The organism is Citrobacter sp. Cpo032 (assembly GCF_030332975.1).
GTDB lineage: Bacteria > Pseudomonadota > Gammaproteobacteria > Enterobacterales > Enterobacteriaceae > Citrobacter > Citrobacter portucalensis.
The window spans coordinates 107,592-124,715 of the sequence record NZ_JAOWGU010000039.1 but is presented as its reverse complement, the minus strand read 5'-3'; the positions used below and the strand labels follow the sequence as shown (position 1 = coordinate 124,715).

The following is a 17,124-nucleotide window of genomic DNA, read 5'->3' as shown; positions in this document are numbered from 1 at the left end:
ATTCTGGGCAAAGGGTGACTAACAGGAACCACGATGACACATCTAAAGAAGCGCGAGCGCGCCAAAACCAATGCGTCGTTAATTTCGATGGTGCAACGCTTTTCAGATATCACCATCATGTTTGGCGGGTTGTGGGTAATCTGCGAATTAAGCGGTTTGCCTTTCCTGTACATGCACCTGCTGGTGGCGCTGATCACGCTGGTCGTTTTTCAGATGCTCGGTGGCATAACGGATTTTTATCGCTCCTGGCGCGGTGTCAAAATTTCCACTGAGCTGGTGCTGTTGCTGCAAAACTGGACGCTGAGTCTGATTTTTTGCGCAGGTCTGATCGCCTTTAATAACGATTTTGATAACCGTCTCGCTGTCTGGCTGGCGTGGTATCTGCTATCCAGCGTTGGCCTGGTGTTGAGCCGGTCATTTATTCGCTACGGCGCGGGATGGTTACGTAATCGCGGGTATAACACGCGCCGGGTGGCGGTGGCAGGGGACCTGCCCGCCGGACAAATGCTATTGGACAGCTTTCGCCATGAACCGTGGCTGGGATTTGAAGTAGCAGGGGTCTATCACGATCCTATCCCTGGAAAAAACTCCCGCGACTGGGCCGGTAATCTGCAACAGCTGGTGGATGACGCCAAAGCCTCACGTATTCATAACGTTTATATCGCCATGTCGATGAGCGATGGCGCCAGCGTCAAAAAACTGGTTCGCGAGCTGGCCGATACCACCTGTTCAGTGATCCTTATTCCTGATGTCTTTACCTTCAACATTCTGCATTCACGGATTGAAGAGATGAATGGCGTTCCGGTGGTGCCGTTGTATGACACGCCGCTCTCGGGGATTAATCGCCTGTTGAAACGCGCGGAAGATATCGTGCTGGCTTCGCTGATCCTGCTGCTTATTTCTCCGGTGCTGTGTGGCATAGCGCTACTGGTAAAACTGACCTCAAAAGGACCGGTGATTTTCCGCCAGACCCGTTACGGCATGGATGGGAAGCCGATCAAAGTCTGGAAATTTCGCTCGATGAAAGTGATGGAAAACGACGCGGTGGTGACGCAGGCGACGCAAAACGATCCGCGCGTTACCCCTGTGGGGAATTTCCTGCGCCGAACGTCACTCGATGAACTGCCGCAGTTTATTAACGTGCTGACCGGGGGCATGTCTATTGTTGGGCCACGCCCGCATGCGGTGGCGCATAACGAACAGTACCGCCAGCTGATCGAGGGGTACATGTTACGCCATAAGGTGAAACCGGGTATTACTGGCTGGGCGCAAATCAACGGCTGGCGCGGTGAAACCGATACGCTGGAAAAAATGGAAAAACGTGTGGAGTTTGACCTCGAATACATTCGCGAGTGGAGCGTGTGGTTCGATATCAAAATTGTTTTTCTGACGGTATTCAAAGGCTTTGTCAACAAAGCGGCGTATTAACATGAGCTTACGAGAAAAAACGCTGAACGGCGCAAAGTGGTCGGCGATTGCCACGGTGATCATCATTGGTCTGGGGCTTATCCAGATGACCGTACTGGCACGGATTATTGATAACCACCAGTTCGGGTTGTTAACCGTGGCGCTGGTGATTATCGCGCTGGCAGATACGTTGTCTGACTTTGGTATCGCCAACTCAATTATTCAGCGCAAAGAGATTGGCTATCTTGAACTGACCACGCTGTACTGGCTCAACGTTGGGTTGGGTATCGTGGTATGCGTGGCGATGTTTCTACTGAGCGAGACGATTGCCAGCGTACTTAATAACCCAGAACTGGCACCGCTCATCAAAACGTTATCGCTGGCGTTTGTGGTGATACCGCACGGGCAGCAGTTTCGCGCGCTGATGCAAAAAGAGCTGGCCTTCAACAAAATTGGCATGATTGAAACCAGTTCGGTACTGGCCGGTTTTACCTTTACCGTAGTCAGCGCCCATTTCTGGCCGCTCGCACTGACGGCCATTCTCGGGTATCTGGTAAACAGTACGCTACGTACGCTGCTGTTCGGCTATTTTGGTCGCCGGATTTACCGTCCGGGGCTGCATTTTTCGCTGGCATCCGTTTCGTCGAATCTGCGTTTTGGTGCGTGGCTGACGGCAGACAGCATCATCAATTACATCAATACCAACCTTTCCACGCTGGTTTTGGCCCGCACGTTGGGAGCTGGCGTGGCGGGTGGATTCAATCTCGCCTGGAATGTGGCGGTTGTCCCCCCGATCAAACTGAACCCGATTATCACCCGCGTGCTGTTTCCGGCGTTTGCCAAAATCCAGGACGACAGTGAAAAGCTACGGGTGAATTTTTACAAGCTGCTGTCGGTGGTTGGGATTATCAACTTCCCGGCGCTACTGGGACTGATGGTGATATCGAATAACGTGGTGCCACTGGTATTTGGCGAGAAGTGGAATGGCATTATCCCCATCCTGCAACTGCTGTGCATTGTTGGGCTGCTGCGCTCGGTGGGGAACCCGATCGGTTCACTGCTGATGGCGAAGGCGCGGGTCGATATCAGCTTTAAATTCAATGTGTTCAAAACCTTTCTGTTTATTCCCGCCATTTTCATCGGTGGACATCTGGCCGGAGCGATTGGCGTGACGCTGGGCTTTTTGCTGGTCCAGGTGATTAACACCGTCCTCAGCTATTTCGTGATGATTAAACCTGTTCTTGGCTCCAGCTACCGCCAGTACATGCTCAGTCTTTGGCTGCCGTTGTATCTCTCCTTGCCAACCCTTGTAGTGGGCTATGCGCTGGGCGTAATGCTGCATGACCAGCTGTCGTTGGGCGTGTTGTTGGGGAGCCAGATAGCGGCAGGGGCGCTGGCGTTTGCGCTAATGATGGTGCTGTCGCGTCATCCGCTGGTGGTGGAAATAAAACGCCAGCTCTGTCGCAGTGAAAAAATGAAAACCTTGCTCCGTGCAGGATAAGAACAACGCTTTAAGAGGTCAAAATGAAACTATTAATTTTGGGCAACCATACCTGCGGGAACCGAGGGGATAGCGCGATCCTGCGCGGTTTGCTGGATGCCATTAACGCGTTGCGTCCCGAGACTGAAGTGGATGTTATGAGCCGTTACCCAGTGAGCTCCTCATGGTTACTGAACCGCCCGGTGATGGGCGATCCGCTGTATTCGCAGATGAAGCAACACAACAACGCAGCGGGTGTTATGGGGCGCGTGAAGAAAGTGCTGCGTCGTCGCTATCAGCACCAGGTACTGCTCTCGCGTGTTACCGACTCCGGTAATCTGCGCAATATCGCTATCGCCCAGGGCTTTACCGATTTTGTTCGTTTGTTGTCGCGCTATGACGCCATCATCCAGGTCGGCGGATCGTTCTTTGTCGATCTGTATGGTGTGCCGCAGTTTGAACATGCGTTGTGTTCGTTTATGGCAAAAAAACCGCTGTACATGATTGGTCATAGCGTGGGGCCATTCCAGGATGAGCAGTTTAATCAACTGGCGAACTACGTGTTTGGCCACTGTAATGCATTGATTTTACGTGAATCCGTCAGTCTGGATCTGATGAAGCGCAGCGCAATTACCACGGATAAAGTCGAAACAGGCGTAGATACGGCCTGGCTTGTCGACAATCATCATGAGGATTTTGAGCCAGGTTATGCGGTACAGCACTGGTTAGACATGGCGGCTAAACAGAAGACCGTTGCCATTACATTGCGCGAGCTGGCTCCTTTTGATAAGCGTCTGGGGACAACGCAGCAGGCCTATGAGCAAGCCTTTGCCGGCGTGGTGAACCGCATCCTTGATGAAGGTTATCAGGTGATTGCACTGTCAACCTGCACCGGTATTGATAGTTACAACAAAGATGACCGCATGGTGGCGTTAAATCTTCGCCAGTATGTTAACGACCCGGCCCGATATCACGTGGTAATGGATGAACTTAACGATCTGGAGATGGGGAAGATTCTGGGGGCATGCGATCTGACGGTGGGTACTCGGTTGCACTCGGCCATCATCTCGATGAATTTTATGACGCCAGCCATCGCCATTAACTACGAGCATAAATCGGCAGGGATCATGCAACAGTTGGGGTTGCCGGAGATGGCTGTCGATATTCGCCATCTGCTCGATGGCAGTCTGGAAGGAAAGGTCGCCGATACCCTCGGACAGCTACCTGAACTGAACATACGGCTTGGGGATGCTGTGACACGCGAACGCGAACGCGGGGTGCACATGGTGCAGTCGGTTTTAACGCGTATTGAGGGGGAAAAATGAAGATTGGCTTTTTCCTGCTTAAATTTCCGCTCTCTTCTGAGACCTTTGTACTCAATCAGATAACCGCATTTATCGATATGGGCTACGACGTGGAGATTGTCGCTTTGCAGAAGGGCGATCTTGAAAATACGCATGCCTCATTTAATACCTACCGGCTGGGTGAAAAAACGCGCTGGTTGCTGAATGAACCGGAAAGCAAACTGGCGAAGCTGAAATATAGGGCGGCGGCGGCTCTGCACGGTCTCACCCGCGCAGCGACCTGGAAAGCGCTTAATGTTGCACGCTATGGCGAGGAAGCGCGCAATCTGATTTTGGCGGCCATTTGCGGTGGGAATCCGCGGGCGTTTGAAGCGGATGTCTTTATTGCTCATTTTGGGCCAGCAGGCGTAACGGCCGCCAAGCTGCGAGAGCTTGGGATGATCCGCGGAAAAATCGCCACGGTATTTCACGGCGTCGATGTTTCGCATCGGGATGTGCTTACCCGCTATACCCCTGAGTATCAGCAGCTGTTTCAACGTGGAGATTTGATGTTACCCATCAGCAATCTCTGGGCCGGACGTTTAAAAAACATGGGATGCCCGCCGCATAAAATCGCGGTTTCGCGTATGGGTATCGACATGACGCGTTTTACCCCTCGCCAACTGAAAGCACCAGCTGCAGCGCTGGAAATTATCTCTGTCGCCCGGTTAACCGAGAAAAAAGGACTGCACGTCGCCATCGAAGCTTGTCGTCAGTTAAAAGAGCAGGGCGTTTCATTTCGTTATCGCATTCTGGGTATAGGCCCTTGGGAGCGTCGTTTACGCACACTGATCGAGCAATATCAACTCGATGACGTGATTGAGATGCCCGGCTTTAAGCCCAGCCATCAGGTAAAGGAGATGCTTGAACAGGCGGATGTATTTTTGCTGCCGTCGATTACCGGAAGAGACGGCGATATGGAGGGGATCCCGGTGGCGCTGATGGAGGCGATGGCGGTGGGTATTCCAGTGATTTCTACCTTTCACAGCGGGATCCCGGAGCTGGTCGAATCGGGCAAGTCTGGCTGGCTGGCACCGGAAAACGATGCGCAGGCACTGGCAGAGAGATTAGCGGCATATAGCCTACTCGACAGTGAGCAGGTACAACCGATTGTGCAGTGCGCGCGCGAAAAAATTGAAACTGAATTTAATCAGTTAGCGATCAATAAACAGTTAGCCAGTCTGCTGCAAACGATGTAAATCGAGGTTGTATGTCAGAGAACAAACTCTCACGCCGTACTTTTCTGACGGCAGGCTCTGCGCTTGTCGTACTGCATTCTCCCGTTGTCCGGGCGCTTGAATCATCGGACAGTGTTAACATTCAGGATTACAACCCAAAGGATTGGGGCGCTTCTTTCAGGCAGGCGTTCAAAGAAGGACAAACGGTAGTCGTACCATATGGACTGGAATGTAAGGATCTCAATACCGCTATCGTTATTCCTCCTGGCAAAACGCTACACCTGCAAGGCAGAATCAGCGGCAATGGCCGTGGTCGCTTTGTTCTGCAGGATGGATGTAAGGTAGTGGGTGAGCAGAGGGGGAGCCTGAGGAATGTTACCCTCGATGTGCGCGGTTCAGACTGTGTGATAAAAGGGATTGCCATGAGTGGTTTTGGCCCAGTGACGCAAGTCTATATCGGCGGCAAAACACCAAGGCTGATGCGCAATCTGGTTATCGATGATATTACCGTCACGCGCGCCAACTATGGGATCCTGCGTCAGGGCTTTCATAACCGGATAGATGGCGTAAAGATTACAAACTGCCGTTTTAGCGATCTACAGGGAGATGCCATTGAGTGGAATGTGGCGATCAACGACAGCAACATCCTCATTTCTGACCATGTCATTGAACGTATCAACTGTACCAATGGCAACGTGAACTGGGGCATCGGCATCGGACTGGCGGGCAGTACCTATGACAATACCTATCCCGATGACCTGGCGGTAAAAAACTTTGTGGTGGCGAATATCACCGGCACCGACTGTCGACAGTTAGTCCATGTAGAGAACGGTAAACATTTTTTCATTCGTAATATCACCGCACGAAATATTACCCCAGATTTTAGTAAGAAAGCAGGTATTGATAATGCGACGGTCGCTATTTATGGCTGTGATAATTTCGTGATTGATAATATCAATATGGAAAATAGCGCAGGTATGCTCATTGGCTACGGTGTTATTAAAGGACGATATTTATCCATACCGCAGAACTTTAAGTTAAATAATATCCATCTGGATAACACGAAACTTGAATATAAATTACGCGGCATTCAGATCTCATCAGGTAATGCAACGTCGTTCGTGGCCATCACCAACGTGGAGATGAAGCGAGCCACGCTTGAGTTGCACAACCAACCGCAGCACCTTTTTTTACGTAACATCAGAGTGATGCAGCAATCCGCAACAGGACCCGCGCTCAAGATGCAATTCGATCTGCGCCAGGACGTACGCGGTAAGTTTATGGCTAAGCAGGACACACTGCTCTCACTGGCCAACGTACATGCAGTAAACGAAAGCGGGCAAAGTTCAGTTGACATTGACCGGGTAAACCATCAGGTGGTGAATGTCGAAGCGGTGAATTTTCGACTGCCGGGGCAGGGGAGGTAACCCCACTATATTCTTACTGGATATCATTGGCTAAAAGATTATAATCACCCAATTACTGTTAAAGCTGGGGCTGGGCAGCATTGACTACTCAGGGAAGACGCTCATCTTTATCATACGTTTCTTGTGTTACGAACAGACAAAGTGATTTATGAACGATAAAGTTTTGCTCATCGGTGCCTCCGGATTCGTGGGGACCAGACTCCTGGAGACGGCTGTTGCGGATTTTGATATCAAGAATCTGGATAAACAGCAGAGTCATTTCTATCCGCAAATCACGCAAATCGGTGATGTTCGCGACCAACAAGTTCTGGATCAGGCGCTGTCAGGCTATGACACAGTAGTGTTGCTAGCGGCTGAACACCGTGATGATGTCAGTCCTACTTCACTCTACTATGATGTGAATGTTCAGGGGACGCGCAATGTATTGGCCGCTATGGAGAAAAATGATGTTAAGAACATCATTTTCACCAGTTCTGTTGCGGTCTATGGCCTGAACAAAACCAACCCTGATGAAAATCATCCTCACGATCCCTTCAACCACTACGGTAAAAGCAAGTGGCAAGCGGAAGAGGTTCTTCGTGAATGGCATGCTAAAGCGCCTGATGATCGTTCGCTGACTATCATTCGTCCAACTGTTATCTTTGGCGAACGCAACCGCGGCAACGTTTATAATCTGCTGAAGCAGATCGCTGGCGGTAAGTTTATGATGGTTGGGGCTGGTACGAATTATAAATCAATGGCTTATGTGGGTAATATTGTTGAGTTTATCAAGTATAAACTGAAGAATGTGACTGCTGGTTATGAGGTTTATAATTACGTTGATAAACCTGATCTGAATATGAATCAACTGGTTACCGAAGTTGAACAGAGCTTAAGTAAAAAAATCCCCTCAGCACACTTACCTTACGCTTTAGGCATGTTAGGTGGCTATTGCTTTGATATTTTGGGTAAAGTGACCGGCAAAAAATATGCTGTTAGCTCTGTGCGCGTGAAGAAGTTCTGTGCCACCACACAGTTTGATGCAACGAAAGTCCACTCATCCGGTTTTGTCGCACCTTATACATTGTCTCAGGGGCTGGATCGCACTTTGAAATACGAATTTTTGCACGATAAGAAAGATGACATTACGTTTGTCTCTGAGTGATTGTTGTTTGTAGAGTGCCTGGGGCTTAGTTAACTTCGATTTTTCGGAAATGCTATAAAACTGACGAGATGAGTTCGTTTCCGAGGAATCCGAGTTCACCTTGGCGCTGGTGAAGTGTAGAGTTTGCATTCGGTTTACCTTAACCTGGTTATTTCGTGTTAAGGATGGAGCCAGCAATACTGGCTAACGTACGGCTAAAGTCTATACTTTATCAGCCGTTAAGAGGTAGGAGAGAGAATGACTAATTTGAAAGCAGTTATCCCGGTAGCGGGCTTGGGGATGCACATGTTGCCGGCCACAAAGGCAATCCCAAAAGAGATGCTACCGATCGTTGACAAGCCGATGATTCAATACATTGTCGACGAGATTGTAGCTGCAGGCATCAAAGAAATCGTTCTGGTGACTCACGCGTCTAAGAACGCGGTTGAGAACCACTTCGACACCTCTTACGAACTCGAATCGTTGCTTGAGCAGCGTGTTAAGCGCCAGCTATTAGCCGAGGTGCAGTCTATCTGTCCGCCTGGCGTGACTATCATGAACGTTCGTCAGGCTCAGCTGCTGGGGCTGGGTCATTCAATTCTCTGTGCTCGCCCAATCGTTGGGGATAACCCGTTCGTCGTCGTGTTACCAGATGTCGTTCTTGATACCGCGAGTGCGGACCCTCTGCGTTACAACCTGGCTGCCATGGTTGCACGCTTCAATGAAACCGGGCGTAGTCAGGTACTGGCTAAACGCATGGAAGGCGATCTGTCCGAGTACTCTGTTATTCAGACCAAAGAGCCTTTAGACAACGAAGGTAAAGTCAGCCGCATCGTTGAGTTCATCGAAAAACCAGACCAACCGCAGACTCTTGATTCCGATCTGATGGCCGTAGGCCGCTATGTGCTGTCTGCTGATATTTGGGCAGAATTAGAGCATACCCAACCAGGTGCCTGGGGACGTATTCAGTTGACGGATGCCATTGCGGAATTGGCTAAAAAACAGTCTGTTGACGCTACGTTGATGACCGGCGACAGCTACGACTGTGGTAAAAAGATGGGCTACATGCAGGCGTTTGTTAAGTATGGGTTGCGGAATCTGAAAGAAGGGCCGAAGTTCAGGAAAAGTATTGAGAAGTTACTTAGCGAGTAAGTAGTTTACGGTTGAGCTGACCGACGCAAAACAATTAACGGCAGTAAACATTCAAGCATATCAAATCTGTGCAGGTAATGTTTATTGCCGTTTATTTTTCTATAAATTACATTTTTTCAATGGGTTAGAGTAAGTCATTTAAATAGTTTTTTGCAGGATTTCTTCTTGTTTCTGGGCAAGAATGGTAAGACAATTAGCCTTTGAGTTAAAACGAACGCAGATCTACTTACTCATACCCACGAAAGTTCTCAGTGCACTGGTAGCTGTAAAGCCAGGGGCGGTAGCATTCTCTTAATAATAATTCTGTTCAGATTTTATTATGGACTTACTGAGATTTTTATAAACATACAATTTGAATTGGCGGTGAGATTTCTTCAGTTAGCCAAGTAGATATTATGTACATTAAATTAAAAATGAAAAAACTATTAGGTAATGCAATTTTTAAAAATATTGCATGGCTTATAAGTGAGAAACTGTACTTTGTCATCCTTATTTTCCTTGGTGAGGGGATTATTAGCCGTGCTCTTGGTGTAAATGATTATGGGAAATGGATTTATTCTTTAAATATAATAATAATCATATCTTCCGTGGCATTAGTTGCAGGGAGTGAAGTAATGGTACCGGCTTTAAGCAGAAATAAAAAATTAGCAGGAGAGCTAATTACGTCAGCCTTTATCATTAGGTTCTCAGGTGCTTTTCTATCATTCATTATAGTGAATTTGTATTCATTAGCATTTATAGAAGATCCTGTAATCCAGCATATGATCAGCTCGCTTTCATTAGTTCTTTTGTTCAATGAACCATTCGGCGTAATCACGAACTATTTTCAGTCGAAAATTGACATGAAAAAAGTAGTATTAGCCCGTTGTTTATCACTGGCATTACGAACCACGTTAATTTTCATAGCATATAAAATAGCTGAAAGTAACCTCGTTTATTTATCAAGAGCAAGCGAATCTATTCTTTTAGCAGTAATGCTGTCATTGCTCCTATATAAAAGTAGCATAAAACTGAATTTTTCAAAGAAAGTATTTTTTATTGTTTTAAAACGTGGGTGTTCATTATGGGTACCTCTAATTAGTATGATGATATATCTCCGGATAGATCGTTTTTTTGTTGAAAAATATTTTTCATATGAAACTTTGGCTATGTATGGTGTGGCTGTTCAATTTATAGAACAAGCTTTTTTATTGTTGGTTATTGTTATTCAAACTATTTCACCAAAGTATATTTTTCAGTCTATGCCAAAAGCAAATATGCTAAGAAATATCAAAATCTTAACTTTCTTTCTTCTAATATTGGTTGTGATAATGCAAATATTTTGCATAATGTTCCTACAGGATATTATTACTACTATATATGGGAAGAACTATATTCAAGCAGGACAGTTAGCTATTTCTTTATTACCTTCATTGTTATTTTATGCGGTAGACACTATTCTTATGCAGGTGTTTTATAAATATAGAAATAATACAGCAATTCTAATAAAATGGATTGCAATGATGCTTTTTTCTTGTTTGATGTATTATATTTGGTTCAATTTATTGTCACAAACAAATGTAACCATGGTTTTCAATATTAATTATCTGACTATGTCAATCATAACATTTTTCTTATTTAAAAATGGGCTGAAAAAGTACGGAAATGACTAAGTTTACAATATTTACACCTACATATAACCGAGCGATTTACCTTGAAAGATGTTACCGCAGTATTGTAAATCAAAATTTTAATTCCCTTGAATGGCTGGTCATAGATGATGGCTCAACCGATGGAACGAAAGACCTGATTGATAAACTTATTAATGAGGCAAAAATTAATATTACGTATGTTTATCAAGATAATGCGGGAAAACAAGCTGCCTGGAACGTTGCTGTTGAGAAAGCTTGCGGTCAGTATTTTATTGGGCTTGATTCTGATGACGCGTTAAACGATAATTGCCTTGATTCAGTTATAAAAGACTTAGAAATAATATCATCAGATAATGATATTATTGGTTTAAGATGCTTGTCGAAAAAAATTCCTTCCTCTAAAACTAACGATAAGAATTTCTCTTCAGATTTAGACAGGGTTTGTACTTGGTTTGATGAGTTTGCTAGTGGAATATACCAAGAACGAATTGATATTTTTAAAACGCAAATTTTAAAAGACTATTATTACCCTGTTGAAAAAGGAATGAAATTTATACCTGAGATATGGTTCTATAGTTTAATTTCGAAAAAATATAAATTCTTTTATGTTAACAAGATTGTTAGGGTGTTTTATGATGATGATTCTCATAATCGTCTTAGCAAAAGTGCGTTCAAGAAACACTATAAGGGACATCTGTTAGCAAGAAAAACAATGCTAGCTAATATTCCGCTGAAGTATTTCCTTAAAAATCCATCTGGTTTATTGAAGACCCTTATACGATATATGCAAGCAAGATATTATAGCTTTCTTTTCAGGGATTAAAATCAACATTTGTGTTATTTCCAGTGATATAGAATTACAAAATTCATTTTATATTATATACATCAAGGCATGAAAATTGATTTAGCTAACTCTTACACGAAGATATAGATAAATGTATAATTTTATAATTTTGCTACCATTCTTCATTGTGGTTTTAAGTTGTTGTAATAAAAATTTTAACAAAATTCTTGCTCCTGCAATTTTATTAATAATAGGAACTATAGTTTCCCTCCGTGATATCAGCGTTGACAGAGATAGTTTTGTTTATTTCACTGTATATGGTGAGTTAATAAAATTAAATGATCTAAATGAGATTTTAATTTATTCAACAAATTTAGGTCAAGAACCGGGTTTTTTAATCCTAATGAAATTTTTCAGTTCATTGGGTTTTTCATTTTTTAGCTTTAGAGCTATTTTTGAAATGCTAACGTTGTATTCTTTATTCTTCTTCATTAAAAGAATATGTGCTACAAACTTTTTTCTAATTACATTGCTAATATATATAGCAATGTTCATATTGTTTAGAGATTTTACGCAGATAAGATTTTCATTTAGTAGCTGTATGGCTTTGAATTCAATTTATTACCGTTTAAAAAATAGAAATACGTTATCTATATTATTTTTAATATTTGGAATTTTAGTGCATAATGCAATATTGATTATAATACCTATATTGCTATGTGCAAATTGTAAATTTATATATAATTTAAAATTCTATGTGTCAGCGATTTTCTTTGCTATTCTTTTATTTAAGTTTGATTTTTTTATGAGTTTGATTAATACGGGATTATTACCTCATCAGATTACTAGATATATTGGACAGGATGAAGCTGTTGGCAATACCTTTGGAATAACTATGCTTATGACAACTGCGCTGTCATTTATCATGTGTGTAGCTTTCAGACCGGACTATGGTGCAGACTATAAACTTTTATATATAAATATGTTTCTTGCAACTATTGTATCTTTTATTTTTATGAATATACCTATAATGATGAGAATGCAATTGTTATGCTTCACAGCAATAATTATTTTACCGAATGTAATTTCGAGATATTGGGTTAAACGAAACATTGCAAATATTATGCTTATTCAATTGAGTTTTGCTACATTCTCAATAATTTACTTCTATTCGATATTATCATCAGAAATAGTTTATGAGTATAAATCAATACTATAAAAGGATTATTTGTGAAAAGAGTTTGTTTCTTCGTTGGGGATATAAGTAGGTCGGGTGGTACAGAACGGGTTGCTTGTTTAATTGCTAATTATCTTGCACAGTTTGATTTTGAAATTTACATAACAAGTATATATGGTACAAATGAGGCTTATTTTCCTTTAGATCTAAGAGTTAAACGGAATACTTTATTTCAAACTCCACGACGAGGGATAGTCAGTTTTCCTTTTATCATTTCTAGGCTAAGGCGATTTATCAAGGAAAGTAATATGGGAGCCTTGGTTTCTGTTGAGTCAATGCTTTCTCTTTATTCTGTACCCGCCACAGCTAACATAAATATACAAACTATATGTTGGGAACACTTTAACTATAAAATAAATTTAAATAAAAGATCACGAGATTTATCGAGATACTTGGCTGCTCGCTATTGTGATACAGTAATTACTCTTACTGATCGAGATAAAAATTATTGGGAATCGAATTTAGATTGTAAAGCGAATATAAAAAGGATTTATAATCCTGTACCATTTGATAACAATGCCATACTGGATTTCTCATCATCGTCTCGCATAGCTTTGGCTGTAGGTAGACTAACTCATCAGAAAGGATTTGATTCTTTAATAAAAATTTGGGCTCAAACACATCCATATAATAAAGATTGGGTATTGAAAATTGTCGGAAATGGAGAGGATGAAAGTCAACTCAAAAAGCTATGCCAAAACTATAGTACTAAAAATATAGAAATTTTACCCGCAACAAAAAATATTGAGAAATTATATAAAGAAGCATCGTTATATTTAATGACTTCACGATATGAAGGATTTCCTATGGTTCTGCTGGAGGCTCAGGAATTTGGTCTGCCTATTTTATCCTTCGATTGTGAGACCGGTCCAGCAGAACTCATTGACCATAGTAATACTGGTTGGTTGATAAACGATCAGGATTATTCTGCATTTTCGGAAGAGTTGATAAATGTTATCAACTTATTCGATCAGGATTATGAATCCTTTTGTAAAATCCGTAAGAATTCATATAAGAATTCACAGAATTATCATATTGATGCTATTGGTCCGCAATGGAAAGAATTATTGAAGTAAAAAGGAAAGTCATGAAAAATATTTGTCTGGTGGCTACGAGTTTGGGTATGGGGGGGGCTGAGAAACAAGTATGTGACTTGGCAAATAGTTTTTATAAAAAAGGGCACAATGTTACTATATTATGTTTGAATAATTCCATTCTCAATAAACCTATGAGCGATGATATAAAAATACATACCCTATGTTTAGAAAAAAATATGCTGAGCTTTTGTAGAAGTCTCCTTCTTGCTAGAACTATTTTAAAAGAATTTAAGCCAGATATTGTTCATAGTCATATGTTTCATGCTAACATTTTTTCCCGCTTCTTAAGATTAATATATCCTTTTCCTGTACTAATTAGTACTGCACATAATACTAACGAAGGGGGAAGGCTAAGGATGTTCTTGTATAGAATTACCGATTTCTTGGCTACTATTTCAACAAACGTTAGTCACGAGGCAGTTCAGAGTTTTATTAATAAAGGAGCTGTAAAAGAAGGACGAATGTTAGCATTCTATAATGGTATTGATACAAATACTTTTAAATTTTCCCAGGAATCAAGAAATAATAAAAGGAAAGAGTTAAATTTAAAGGAAGATGATGTGCTTCTTTTGGCTGTTGGACGTTTAACTGAGGCAAAGAATTATAAAAATATGCTAAATGCATTGCGGAGTGTGATTGCTCAGAAAGTGGTACATCTTGCAATAATTGGAACAGGTCCCGATGGACAAGAATTACATTCGTATGCTGAAAAAATAGGTGTATCAAAGTATGTACATTGGCTGGGTATCCGATTTGATGTAAAAGAATGGATGTCAGCGATGGACTTATACATCATGTCATCTTCTTGGGAAGGGATGCCTCTGGTCATATGTGAAGCGATGAGTTGTGAAGGTTTAGTGGTGGCAACAGATTGCGGAGGGGTAAAAGAAATTATTGGCGATGCAGGATATATTGTGCCAACCAATAATCCAGACGCTTTATCTAATACAATTCTTTCGGCGTTGGAATTGACAACCTTAAAAAGGAGATATTTAGTATCAGCTGCCAGAGAAAGAATAGAGAAAAAGTACTCTTTAGATAATATCGCGAATAAATGGTTGGAATTTTATGAAACAGTTAAAAATAAATAATTTAAATCCTGTCTTAAAAAATGTTGTATTCGTTATTAGTAAGTCTGAAATTGGAGGTGCTCAGGCATGGGTAACTCATTTAAAAGAAATACTAGAGTCAGAATATAATGTTTTCTTAGTCACATCAGATTATGGCTGGTTGACTGATTTTTTTGAACCTGAGCGAGTTATAATAATTCCAGGGCTTGCAAGTATGGGGCGGCCTGATACTATTTTTAAAATTCGAACTGCATTTAAAAAATTTAATGCACATGTTGTTATCTCTAATTCGGCATCAGCCGGATTATATTCGCGTATTGCTAAATTAATATACCGACATAAGCATATATATGTTTCTCATGGGTGGTCTTGTTTATATAATGGCGGTAGATTGAAACCCATTTTTTGTTTTATTGAGAAAATGCTTTCTATAATTACAGATAAAATATTGTGCGTTTCGGACAATGACCAATATAAGGCAATGAAACTAATAGGCATTAATCCGAGGAAAACACTTGTTATTCGAAACGGCGTAAAATCTTTTGAAAAGAAAGAGTTTATTAATGAATCTAAAAAGATTTTGTTTGTTGGGCGAATGGTTCATCCTAAGCGACCGGACTTATTAGCTGAAGTTGCAGTGCGTTTTCCTCTCGTTCAATTCTACTTCGTTGGCGATGGACCTCTTTTACCAGAATTAAAAAGAAAGTATGAAAGCATAAAAAATATTTTTTTTCTTGGTGAGATAAAGAATTTTAAGAGTTTTAAGGAATATGATCTTTTTGTCTTATCTTCAGATAGTGAAGGATTACCAATGTCAGCCGTTGAAGCTGCTACGGCAAACTTGCCATTATTGCTGAGTGATGTTGGTGGCTGTTGTGAGTTGATATTGAGAAATTCAGAAGGGCGTACAAATGGACTATTATTTAATAATCATGTAACAGATCTTACGGAAAAAATTAATATCATTTTAAATGATTATTTAAATTATTATAAAGTGGCTAATGAAATTAGTCATCAATTTGAAATTACGAATAATAAAGATAAATATTTGGACTTAATACATCGTGTCGAATGAATAAAGTTCTTATTTTTAGCGAACAACTCTACCTAATTACCCTTCCAGTTTTTGTGAAAGTGTTAATTGATGTTTATCAATTTAAAAAAGAAGTACAGAAATTATGGCTATTTTAATTACAGGCGGCTCGGGTTATATTGGATCGCATACGGATTTATCATTATTAGAATCAGGATATGAGTTGATAATAATAGATAATTTATCTAACTCATATCTTGAGTCTATTGAAAGATTACAAAAATTGGTAGGGAAAAGTGTAAAATTCTACATTGGAGACGTTCGAAATGGATCCTTGATGCAGGATGTATTTACTAATCATTATATTGAAAGCGTACTGCATTTTGCAGGTTTAAAATCTGTCGATGAATCAGTAAGGTTACCTGTAAAATATTATGATAATAACGTGGTAGGGACAGTAAGTTTGCTTAGGAAAATGATGGAGATATAATATATCTCATTTCATTTTTAGTTCTTCTGCTACGGTTTATGGAAGTCCAGAAAATATTCCAATTATTGGAGGCTCAAAGGTTGGGGAAACGACATATCCTTATGGCACCTCAAAATTAATGGTTGAACAAATATTAAAAGATCTGACAAATGTTAATCCAGCACTTAGAGTGACCATTTTGCGATATTTTAATCCTGTGGGAGCTCATTGATGGGGGAAAACCCTAATGGCATACCAAATAATTTTATGCCCTATATTTGTCAGGTTGCTATTGGCAAACACAAGCAAGTCTCTGTATTTGGCAGCGACTATCCTACAAAAGATGATACTGGTGTGCGTGACTATATTCATGTAATGGATCTTGCGGAAGGCCATGTTGCAGCATTAAAACATATCAATGAAGGCCCAATCATAAAATCTATAATCTTGGTACGGCACAGGTTATTCAGTTCTGGATATATTAAATGCCTTTGAACGTTTGACTTCACGTAAGGTTCCTTATGTGTTGAGTGAAAGACGCCCCGGTGGTATTGCGGAATGCTGGTCTGATCCGTCTAAAGCACAAAAAGAACTCGGATGGAAGGCGAAGCGTGGGCTCGACGAAATGATTCGTGACGCCTGGACCTGGCAGATGAAGAATCCAAATGGTTATAAAAGAGACTGATAATTAAA

Annotated in this window: 13 protein-coding genes and 1 pseudogene; all 14 read left to right on the top strand. The window is 41.7% G+C overall.

Annotated elements, in window-relative coordinates:
• Positions 1-33 precede the first annotated feature (33 nt).
• The gene (gene wcaJ, locus OGY33_RS09760) at positions 34-1,428 is read left to right on the top strand and encodes an undecaprenyl-phosphate glucose phosphotransferase (protein ID WP_008785190.1); all 1,395 of its coding nucleotides are present in this window, start codon (positions 34-36) and stop codon (positions 1,426-1,428) included.
• A gap of 1 nt (position 1,429) precedes the next feature.
• The gene (gene wzxC, locus OGY33_RS09755; RefSeq protein WP_048215963.1) at positions 1,430-2,908 is read left to right on the top strand and encodes a colanic acid undecaprenyl disphosphate flippase WzxC; all 1,479 of its coding nucleotides are present in this window, start codon (positions 1,430-1,432) and stop codon (positions 2,906-2,908) included.
• A gap of 23 nt (positions 2,909-2,931) precedes the next feature.
• Positions 2,932-4,212 carry a colanic acid biosynthesis pyruvyl transferase WcaK gene (gene wcaK, locus OGY33_RS09750; protein WP_079934505.1) on the top strand — a complete coding sequence of 427 codons (1,281 nt, stop codon included), beginning with the start codon at positions 2,932-2,934 and terminating at the stop codon, positions 4,210-4,212.
• The gene (gene wcaL / locus OGY33_RS09745; RefSeq protein WP_191238324.1) at positions 4,209-5,429 is read left to right on the top strand and encodes a colanic acid biosynthesis glycosyltransferase WcaL; all 1,221 of its coding nucleotides are present in this window, start codon (positions 4,209-4,211) and stop codon (positions 5,427-5,429) included. Before wcaK ends, wcaL begins: the two co-directional genes overlap by 4 nt.
• Positions 5,430-5,440: 11 nt before the next feature.
• On the top strand, positions 5,441-6,835 hold the full coding sequence (wcaM, locus tag OGY33_RS09740) for a colanic acid biosynthesis protein WcaM (protein WP_191238325.1): 1,395 nt from the start codon (positions 5,441-5,443) through the stop codon (positions 6,833-6,835).
• Positions 6,836-6,983: 148 nt separating this feature from the next.
• On the top strand, positions 6,984-7,979 hold the full coding sequence (locus OGY33_RS09735; protein WP_048215967.1) for an SDR family oxidoreductase: 996 nt from the start codon (positions 6,984-6,986) through the stop codon (positions 7,977-7,979).
• Between the two features lie 237 nt (positions 7,980-8,216).
• The gene (gene galF, locus OGY33_RS09730) at positions 8,217-9,110 is read left to right on the top strand and encodes a UTP--glucose-1-phosphate uridylyltransferase GalF (protein ID WP_191238326.1); all 894 of its coding nucleotides are present in this window, start codon (positions 8,217-8,219) and stop codon (positions 9,108-9,110) included.
• 395 nt (positions 9,111-9,505) lie between these two features.
• Positions 9,506-10,762 carry an oligosaccharide flippase family protein gene (locus tag OGY33_RS09725; RefSeq protein ID WP_191227041.1) on the top strand — a complete coding sequence of 419 codons (1,257 nt, stop codon included), beginning with the start codon at positions 9,506-9,508 and terminating at the stop codon, positions 10,760-10,762.
• Positions 10,755-11,564 (top strand): glycosyltransferase family 2 protein, encoded by an 810-nt coding sequence (locus OGY33_RS09720; RefSeq protein ID WP_191238327.1) that lies wholly within the window; start codon positions 10,755-10,757, stop codon positions 11,562-11,564. Before OGY33_RS09725 ends, OGY33_RS09720 begins: the two co-directional genes overlap by 8 nt.
• Before the next feature lie 112 nt (positions 11,565-11,676).
• Entirely contained in the window at positions 11,677-12,744 is a 1,068-nt protein-coding gene (locus OGY33_RS09715) for an EpsG family protein (RefSeq protein ID WP_191238328.1), read from the top strand.
• An 11-nt stretch (positions 12,745-12,755) separates the two neighbouring features.
• A complete protein-coding gene (locus tag OGY33_RS09710; RefSeq protein ID WP_191238329.1) occupies positions 12,756-13,838 on the top strand; it encodes a glycosyltransferase family 4 protein in 1,083 nt (360 codons plus the stop codon).
• Complete coding sequence (locus OGY33_RS09705; protein ID WP_353622499.1) at positions 13,817-14,950, top strand: glycosyltransferase; 1,134 nt, start codon at positions 13,817-13,819, stop codon at positions 14,948-14,950. Before OGY33_RS09710 ends, OGY33_RS09705 begins: the two co-directional genes overlap by 22 nt.
• Complete coding sequence (locus OGY33_RS09700) at positions 14,928-16,004, top strand: glycosyltransferase (RefSeq protein WP_191238330.1); 1,077 nt, start codon at positions 14,928-14,930, stop codon at positions 16,002-16,004. The genes OGY33_RS09705 and OGY33_RS09700 overlap by 23 nt, the downstream gene beginning before the upstream one ends.
• Before the next feature lie 103 nt (positions 16,005-16,107).
• Positions 16,108-17,116 (top strand): annotated as a pseudogene (gene galE / locus OGY33_RS09695) (UDP-glucose 4-epimerase GalE).
• Positions 17,117-17,124 lie beyond the last annotated feature (8 nt).